The sequence below is a fragment of the Pseudomonas sp. PAMC 25886 genome, from assembly GCF_000242655.1.
Classification (GTDB): domain Bacteria; phylum Pseudomonadota; class Gammaproteobacteria; order Pseudomonadales; family Pseudomonadaceae; genus Aquipseudomonas.
The window spans coordinates 343,995-351,927 of record NZ_AHHC01000083.1 but is presented as its reverse complement, the minus strand read 5'-3'; the positions used below and the strand labels follow the sequence as shown (position 1 = coordinate 351,927).

The following is a 7,933-nucleotide window of genomic DNA, read 5'->3' as shown; positions in this document are numbered from 1 at the left end:
AAGCCGATTTAGCGGTGTTGTTGCTCGGCGTGTTCCCCAGCGCCATGGCTTACCTGGCGTGGGCCTATGTGTTGCGGCATGTCGAGGTCAGCCGCGCTTCGGTGGCGTTGTACCTGGTGCCACCCGTGGCGATGGTGATGGCCGCCACGTTGCTGGGCGAGCAGGTTTCGCTGCGCGTGGTGCTGGGTGGCCTGATCGTGCTGGCCAGTGTCGGCGCCATCAGCCTGGAAGGGCGCTGGCGCCGCAAGCCGCTACGGGTTCACGGTGAACACCCGCAGACGGTGACCGTCGGGATCCTGGGCGACAAAGGTGTAGCCGAAGTCCGCCTCGACCGGTGACTGGATGATGCTCAGCCCCAGGTCCGCCCAGCGCGCGTGCAGTTCATCGACCGTTGCCACATCCACCACGCAGAATCCCACCTCGCCACCGCCGACCGTGGCCTGGGCTGCGGGCTCGACGGTGTGGCGCGACCACAGGCCGAGCTTTACGCCGTTGTCGAGGATGAACAGGGCAAAGGTCGGCCCCAGTTCCACGGGCGGCTTGTCCAGCAGGCGGCTATAGAGGTTGGCACTGGTGGCCGGGCTGTCGACGTACAACAAAAAGTAATGGGCAATGCTATTCATGATGACTCCCTGGTATGGCGCAGCAATGGCGCGGCTCAGTCCCTAGTCTAAGGGGCTGTCCTGTCAGTTCATGTCAGGAGTCATCCAGCAAAGAGCAGACAGTCTCGCTGTCTGCTCTTTTTATTGCGTGCACTTGTGTTACGAGCTCTAAGGCTTGGACAAGGCCTGGTCTACCGCTGCGATCAGCTTTCCCAGATCCTTCGGGGTGGCTTTATGAATGACACCGAACAGATAAGCGCGCTGTTCCTCCTCGTCGACCAGGTCTGCGAAAAAGACTTTCAGCTTCACTCCCAGCGCCTCTGCGAACAAGAACAGAGCCTCGACGCTGGGTGTATAGGTGCCGGTTTCGAAGCGGCTGATGGTTTTAGGGTCAAAACCGGTTTTTTCACCTAGTTCAGCCTGAGTAAGCCCTGCGACCTTGCGGTAACGTCTGATGGCCGGACCCAAACTTGAAATGTGCATCGCTCAATTCCCATTTAGAATCAAGAACTTAACGATAAATCTTAAAATTAGACAACCGCACGTACCATCACCTTTTCTTGCAAAATGTGATGTAATTCGTAGAATCGGCATCTAGGACAAGTATTTGGTGGTCTCGTTTCAGAAGGCAGGTTTATGAAACAGGAAATCATTGCTTTCTCCTTACTCTCATAAATGTGCCCCTAAAACGGACGCTTGGCAGGGACCGAAATGTCGCTCGTCAGTGCCACGCATCATTGCGCCTCACGTGCCGGATACCCGAATTAAAGCCTAGTTGATCATCACTGAATGGATGGTGAATTGCTGTGCAAAATCGTGGGTTTGCGTACCTTTGCGGCCAACCAGCCGATCGACGGCGCAGCCCGACTGGAAATACGAATCCACCTGTCCTGCCTACCCGGTGGTCCAGAGAGCGATCGAATGCTGTCCATGGAGCTTTAACGTGCGTCTCAATTTGCCGGTCACTGCTGTTGAACAGACTTTTGGGGAGCAGCAACGGCTAATTTCCGCGACTGACGTCAACAGCCACATTACCTACTGCAACGCCGAGTTTGCCGCCATGAGCGGCTTTACCCAGGCCGAGCTGATCGGCAGCACCCACAACCTGGTGCGCCACCCCGACATGCCGCCCGCCGTGTTCCAGCTGATGTGGAGCTACCTCAAGGCCGGGCAGAGCTGGATGGGCGTGGTGAAGAACCGCTGCAAGAACGGCAACTATTATTGGGTCAGCGCCTATGTGACGCCGATTCTCGAAGACGGGCGCCTGACCGGCTACGAGTCGGTGCGGGTCAAGCCCACCCGCGAACAGGTGCGGCGCGCAGAGGCGCTGTACGCACGTTTGCAGGCCGGTGGTGCGGCGGTCTCGCCCACCCGGCGCCTGGCATCGGTGGCCCGGGCCATGGCCTTGCCATTGGTGGCCGCCGTGGCCAGCCTCGCCGCCTTCCAATGGGCTCCAGGTGTGTGGGCCCAGGCGTTGACTGCCGGTTTGTTTCTCGGCGTAGGCATCTGGGGGCATCAACGACTGGGACTGCAGCTCAAGCGGATTGTGCAGAACACGCCCAATACCTTTTCCGACCCCATCAGCGCCATGACCTACAGCGACGCCCTGGGCCCGACCGCGCAGCTGGAGATGATCCTGATCAGCGAAGAGGCGCGGCTGAAAACCGCGCTTACCCGACTCAGCGACCTGGCCAACCAGATGGCCGAAGCCGCCGCCCACTCCAGTGTGCTGTCGAGCACCACCGAATCGGCGCTGCTGGAACAACGCGCCGAAACCGACATGACCGCCGCCGCCATGACCGAGATGGCCGCGTCCATCGCCGAAGTGGCGGTGCACGTGCAACAAACCGCCAGCGAAGCCCACACCGCCAACACCCTCGCCGAACAGGGCAGCCAGGTGGCCGGTACTTCCCGCGAGGCGATCCAGCTGCTGGCCGGCACCGTCACCCAGATCAACCAGGCGGTGGGCAACCTGGCCGGGCAGACCCAGCAGATCCAGGTGGCTGCGAGCATGATCCAGGCGATCGCCGACCAGACCAACTTGCTGGCGCTCAACGCGGCCATTGAAGCGGCCCGCGCCGGTGAGCAAGGCCGCGGCTTTGCGGTGGTGGCCGATGAGGTGCGTGCACTGGCGGGCAAGACGCGGGAGTCGACCCAGCAGATCCAGGGCATCATCCAGAACCTGCGGGCCGGTGCCGATGAGGCGGTCGAGATTGCAAGCCTGGGCATTCACGAAGCCGAGCAGGGCGTGCAGCACGTGCTTGAGGCGCAACAGGCGCTGCAAGGCATTCGCCACGCGGTGGAACGTATTACCGACATGAGTCAGCAAATGGCTGCTGCCTCACAGGAACAATCCCACGTCGCCGAGGAAGTGTCACACCAGATCAATAACGTCGCCGCCACGGTGCAAAAGACAGCGGGCAATGCCAACGCTGCAGTCACCCGTGGCCGGGAACTCGAAAGCATCTCTTCCGGGTTGCGCGCCCTGGTCGAGCGGTTCAACCGCTAGCCACAGTGAGCCTGACTCATGGACGAGAAATACCGCAGGGCCGTGGATGCAGCCGCCATTTTCTCCGAGACTGACCTGGCGGGCTGCATCACTTACGTCAATGACCAGTTCTGCGGCATGTCCGGTTACGGGCGTGACGAGTTGCTGGGGCAAAACCACCGGATCCTCAGTTCCGGGCTGCACCCTGCGGCGTTTTTCCAGGGCATGTGGCAGGCCATCAGCGAAGGCCGGGTGTGGCGTGGGGAAATCTGCAACCGGGCCAAGGATGGGACATTGTATTGGGTCGACAGCACCATGGTGCCGCTGCTCGATGAGCAGACCGGCCGCGTGCAGAAGTACGTGTCGATCCGCTTTGATGTCAGCGAAAAGCGTCAACTGCTGCACACCCTGCAATGGCGGGTCGGCCACGACGTGCTGACCGGCTTGCCGAACCGTGCCTACCTGTCCGAGTTGCTTAACCAGTCCCTGGAATTCTCCCGTAACGAAGACATCCCGCTGGCGCTGTGCATGCTCGACCTGGACGGCTTCAAGGCGGTCAACGACGGGTATGGGCATGCCTGTGGCGATTTGCTGTTGGTGGAGGTGGCTACGCGGCTGCGGGAGATTATTCGCGGCGAGGACGTGGTCGCGCGGCTCGCCGGTGATGAGTTTGTGCTGATCCTGCGTTACGTGCGTGATATCGATGAGCTCAACGGTGCCTTGCTGCGCATCCTCAAGGCGATTTCCGAGCCGTACTCGATCCAGGGTGCCGAGCTGAACGTGTTCGCCAGCATCGGCGTCACGCTGTTTCCCCTGGATGACGAAGACGCCGACACCTTGCTGCGTCACGCCGACCAGGCGATGTACGTGGCCAAGCAGAGCGGGCGCAACCGTTACCAGTTGTTTGATGTGTCCCTGGAGCAAGAGGTCAAAGCCAGCCACCAGACGGTGGAGCAGATTCGCCAGGCCCTGGCGGCGGGGCAGTTGTGCCTGCACTACCAGCCCAAGGTCAACTTGCGCTGCGGCACGGTGGTGGGGTTTGAAGCGCTATTGCGCTGGCAGCACCCCGAGCGTGGCCTGGTGACGCCGGGGGACTTCCTGCCGCTGATCGAGCAGACCGACCTGATTGTCGACATCGGCGAATGGGTGATTGACCAGGTGTTGGGGCAGATGCACCAGTGGCAGGTACATGGGCACTGGTGGTCGGTGAGCGTGAATATCGCGGCGCGGCATTTCCAGCGCGAGGATTTTGTCGAGCGGCTGCAAGACTTGCTGGCGCACTATCCGCAGGTGGAGCCGCACCGGCTGGACCTGGAGATCGCCGAGTCGGTGGCCATCGACAATATCCAGCGCGTCACCCAGCACCTGGAAGCCTGCCAGGCCCTGGGTGTGCAGTTTTCCCTGGATGATTTTGGCACCGGCTATTCGTCCCTCAGCTACCTCAAGCGGCTGCCGACCCAGACCATCAAGATCGACAAGTCGTTCGTGCGCGACATCCTGCACGACAAGGACGACCTGGCGCTGACCAAGGCCGTGATCGGCCTCGCCCGGGCGTTTGGCCGCGAAGTGATCGCCGAGGGCCTGGAGACCCTGGAGCACGGGCAGCTATTGATGCGCATGGGTTGCGAAGTGGCCCAGGGCTATTTCATCGCCCGTCCGATGCCGGCGGTGGAGGTGCCGGGTTGGGTTGAAGGGTTTGCGCCGCCGCTGCAGTGGCAAAAGCTCGAGTGATGTTTACTGTGGCGAGGGAGCTTGCAGTGGCGAGGGAGCTTGCTCCCGCTGGGCTGCGTAGCGGCCCCAAGATCTTTGGGCGCGCTGCGCACTCCAGCGGGAGCAAGCTCCCTCGCCACAGAGTAAATCAGATGACCTTAAGGGGCGGGGGCGCTGTTCCCGGTGTACAGCTGGATGATTTCATCGATCTCGCCGGACATTTTCATCCGCAGCAACGTGCGCAGGATCTGTTGCCCGGGCACCTGCGGGTCGTTGCGCACGTAACAGCCCAGGCTTTGTTCTTCGATCACGGCCACTGTGTGCAGGCGCTGTGTGGGCGGTAATTGCTGGTTAAAGCGGTCGAGGATCCATTCATTGCTCACCGCATAGTTGAAACGCCCGGCCGCGAGCTTCTGCAACACCTGCTCCTCACTGCGGCTGTCCTCGCGGCTGAGCTGGCCCCTGGCGAAGCGTGGTTCCAGGGTCGGGTAGCTATAGCCGAGCACCGTGCCGATGTGTTGCGACGCCAGACTGTCCAGGCGCACTGACAGCGGTGGCACCTGCGCGGCGACCAACACATTGCGTTGCACCATCAGCGGGAGGCTCCAGGTGTAGTCGCCCGACAGGTTGTTCAGCCACGCCGGCGTCACGTAGCAGCGCACATCAACGTCCCCGCGCTCCATGGCGGTGTCGATGCGCGCACGGGGCAGCACCACGAATTTCGCGGGGCGCCCGACCTGGGTGGCCAGGCTCAACATCACGTCATACAAAATGCCCTGGGTCGGCTGGCCCTGGTCGAGTTGCACCATGGGCATGGTCCAGCTGTCGGAAATGGAGAAACGCAGAGGTGCGGGGGCCGCCAGGCTGACCGTTGCAATCATCCACAAGGCGCCCAGGACTGCGCGCATAAACTCTCCGGCTTCAGCCATTTGAAGGCTTGGTTAGACCAGCTTAGTCAGATTAGACGAGCGTGCCGGATGCAATTTCCCCCTTGCTCCGCTAGCATTACCCGCTTCCGCTTCCCAGTTGCGACGGTTTTCGATGAGTTATCAGGTTCTTGCACGTAAATGGCGTCCGCGCTCGTTCCGCGAAATGGTCGGCCAGACCCATGTGCTCAAGGCTCTGATCAATGCCTTGGACAGCCAGCGGCTGCACCACGCCTACCTGTTCACCGGTACCCGCGGTGTGGGCAAGACCACCATTGCCCGTATCATCGCCAAGTGCCTGAACTGTGAAACCGGCATCACCTCGACGCCCTGCGGTACCTGCTCGGTGTGCCGGGAAATCGACGAAGGGCGCTTTGTCGACCTGATCGAGATCGACGCCGCCAGCCGCACCAAGGTCGAAGACACCCGCGAGCTGCTCGACAACGTGCAGTACGCGCCGAGCCGCGGCCGCTTCAAGGTCTACCTGATCGACGAAGTGCACATGCTCTCCAGCCACTCGTTCAACGCGCTGTTGAAAACCCTGGAAGAGCCGCCGCCCTACGTCAAATTCATCCTGGCCACCACCGACCCGCAGAAACTTCCTGCAACGATTTTGTCGCGGTGCCTGCAGTTCTCCCTGAAAAACATGACCCCGGAGCGGGTGGTCGAGCATTTGACCCACGTGCTGGGCGTCGAGAACGTGCCGTTCGAAGACGACGCCTTGTGGCTGTTGGGGCGTGCCGCCGACGGCTCGATGCGCGACGCCATGAGCCTCACCGACCAGGCCATCGCCTTTGGTGAAGGCAAAGTCATGGCGGCCGATGTGCGGGCGATGCTTGGCACCCTGGACCACGGCCAGGTGTTCGACGTGCTGCACGCGCTGATCGAGGGCGACGCCAAGGCGTTGCTTGAAGCCGTGCGCCATCTGTCCGAGCAAGGCCCGGACTGGAATGGCGTGCTCTCGGAAATTCTCAACGTGCTGCACCGAGTCGCTATCGCCCAGGCCTTGCCTGAAGGTGTCGACAACGGCCATGGCGACCGCGACCGCGTGCTGGCCCTGGCCCAGGCGCTGCCGGCCGAAGATGTGCAGTTCTACTACCAGATGGGCCTGATTGGCCGACGTGACTTGCCATTGGCACCCGACCCGCGCGGCGGCTTCGAAATGGTCCTGCTGCGGATGCTGGCCTTCAGGCCCGCCGACACGGCGGATGCGCCGAGACAGCCGCTAAAGCCAGTGGGGATCAGCCAGGCCACAGTTGATTCCGCCAAACCAGTGGCTGGCCCGGCTGTTGTCGCGCCAGTGGTTTCGCCGCCTGCGCCGCCTGCGCCGGCCCCGGTGGTTGCCGAGCCCGTAGCGACTGTGGTCGTGCCTGAACCGGTGGTTGAGCCGGCCCCTGTGCCTGAAGTCGACCTGCCGTGGAACGACCCGGTAGAAGCCGAAGTCGAGCTGCAGCCTGCCGTCGAGCCGGTACTGGAAACCGCCGCCGAGCAACCCGAACTGACACCGATGCCGTCGCCAACCCCGGACAGCGTGGTGCCGGACGCTCCCGAGTGGGTGTCGGCCCCGGTGCCGGAGCCGACCGTCGCTCAAGTGGACGCCGCTACCCCGGGCACCGACCTCGACGACGAGCCGCCGCTCGACGAAGACTACATTGAGCCGGACATGGACTCGGCCTACAGCTACCTGGACGACCTGGCCAGCGAACATACCGCCGAGCCCGCCCCGGAGCCCGAACCCGAACCGGCAGCGATGCCGGCCACCGGCCTGGCGTTGCAATGGCTGGAGTTGTTCCCGAAACTGCCGATTTCCGGCATGACCGGCAGCATCGCCGCCAACTGCACGCTGATTGCCGTGGATGGCGACCATTGGTTGCTGCACCTGGACCCGGCCCACAGCGCCTTGTTCAACGCGACTCAGCAGCGTCGGCTCAACGATGCCCTGAACCAGTTCCACGGACGCACGCTGACCATCAGCATCGAGCTGATCAAGCCCGAGCAGGAAACCCCGGCCCAGGCCGCTTCCCGTCGCCGGGTCAACCGCCAGCGCGAGGCTGAAGAGTCGATCCACGGTGATCCGCTCATCCAGCAGATGATGGAGCAGTTTGGCGCGGTGGTGCGTCACGATACTATTGAACCTGTAGAAGCCCCGGTTCCCCAAGCGTCGTAAGCCGGGGCCAATAATTGATCCACGTACTTTTGAGGTGATT

Annotated in this window: 7 protein-coding genes and 1 pseudogene; 5 read left to right on the top strand and 3 right to left on the bottom strand. The window is 62.3% G+C overall.

Translation table 11 applies throughout. The annotated features are described in order from the left end of the window. A partial coding sequence (locus MUM_RS0128260; RefSeq protein WP_010176396.1) for a DMT family transporter occupies positions 1–338 on the top strand: 338 nt, incomplete at its 5' end. Here the strand turns inward: MUM_RS0128260 and MUM_RS1000000133660 are convergent. Next, entirely contained in the window at positions 252–623 is a 372-nt protein-coding gene (locus MUM_RS1000000133660; protein WP_081480144.1) for a VOC family protein, read from the bottom strand. The two genes, MUM_RS0128260 and MUM_RS1000000133660, sit on opposite strands and share 87 nt — an antisense overlap. Positions 624–770: 147 nt before the next feature. After that, on the bottom strand, positions 771–1,085 hold the full coding sequence (locus MUM_RS0128250) for a helix-turn-helix domain-containing protein (protein ID WP_003219061.1): 315 nt from the start codon (positions 1,083–1,085) through the stop codon (positions 771–773). 310 nt (positions 1,086–1,395) lie between these two features. Here MUM_RS0128250 and MUM_RS1000000135115 point away from each other — a divergent pair. From MUM_RS1000000135115 to MUM_RS0128235, 3 genes and pseudogenes are all read left to right on the top strand, one after another. After that, positions 1,396–1,872, top strand: a pseudogene (locus MUM_RS1000000135115) (PAS domain-containing protein); the annotation flags it as partial. Between the two features lie 129 nt (positions 1,873–2,001). Beyond that, a complete protein-coding gene (locus tag MUM_RS0128240; protein ID WP_443216253.1) occupies positions 2,002–3,111 on the top strand; it encodes a methyl-accepting chemotaxis protein in 1,110 nt (369 codons plus the stop codon). Positions 3,112–3,129: 18 nt separating this feature from the next. Next, entirely contained in the window at positions 3,130–4,821 is a 1,692-nt protein-coding gene (locus tag MUM_RS0128235; RefSeq protein WP_010176392.1) for a putative bifunctional diguanylate cyclase/phosphodiesterase, read from the top strand. A gap of 137 nt (positions 4,822–4,958) precedes the next feature. On the opposite strand, the gene MUM_RS0128230 is transcribed toward MUM_RS0128235, so the two are convergent. Continuing rightward, complete coding sequence (locus MUM_RS0128230; protein ID WP_010176391.1) at positions 4,959–5,708, bottom strand: substrate-binding periplasmic protein; 750 nt, start codon at positions 5,706–5,708, stop codon at positions 4,959–4,961. Between the two features lie 133 nt (positions 5,709–5,841). Here MUM_RS0128230 and dnaX point away from each other — a divergent pair, with 133 nt between their 5' ends. Further along, positions 5,842–7,893: a DNA polymerase III subunit gamma/tau gene (dnaX, locus tag MUM_RS0128225; protein WP_010176390.1), complete on the top strand. Its 2,052-nt coding sequence runs from the start codon at positions 5,842–5,844 to the stop codon at positions 7,891–7,893. The last annotated feature ends 40 nt before the right edge of the window (positions 7,894–7,933 follow it).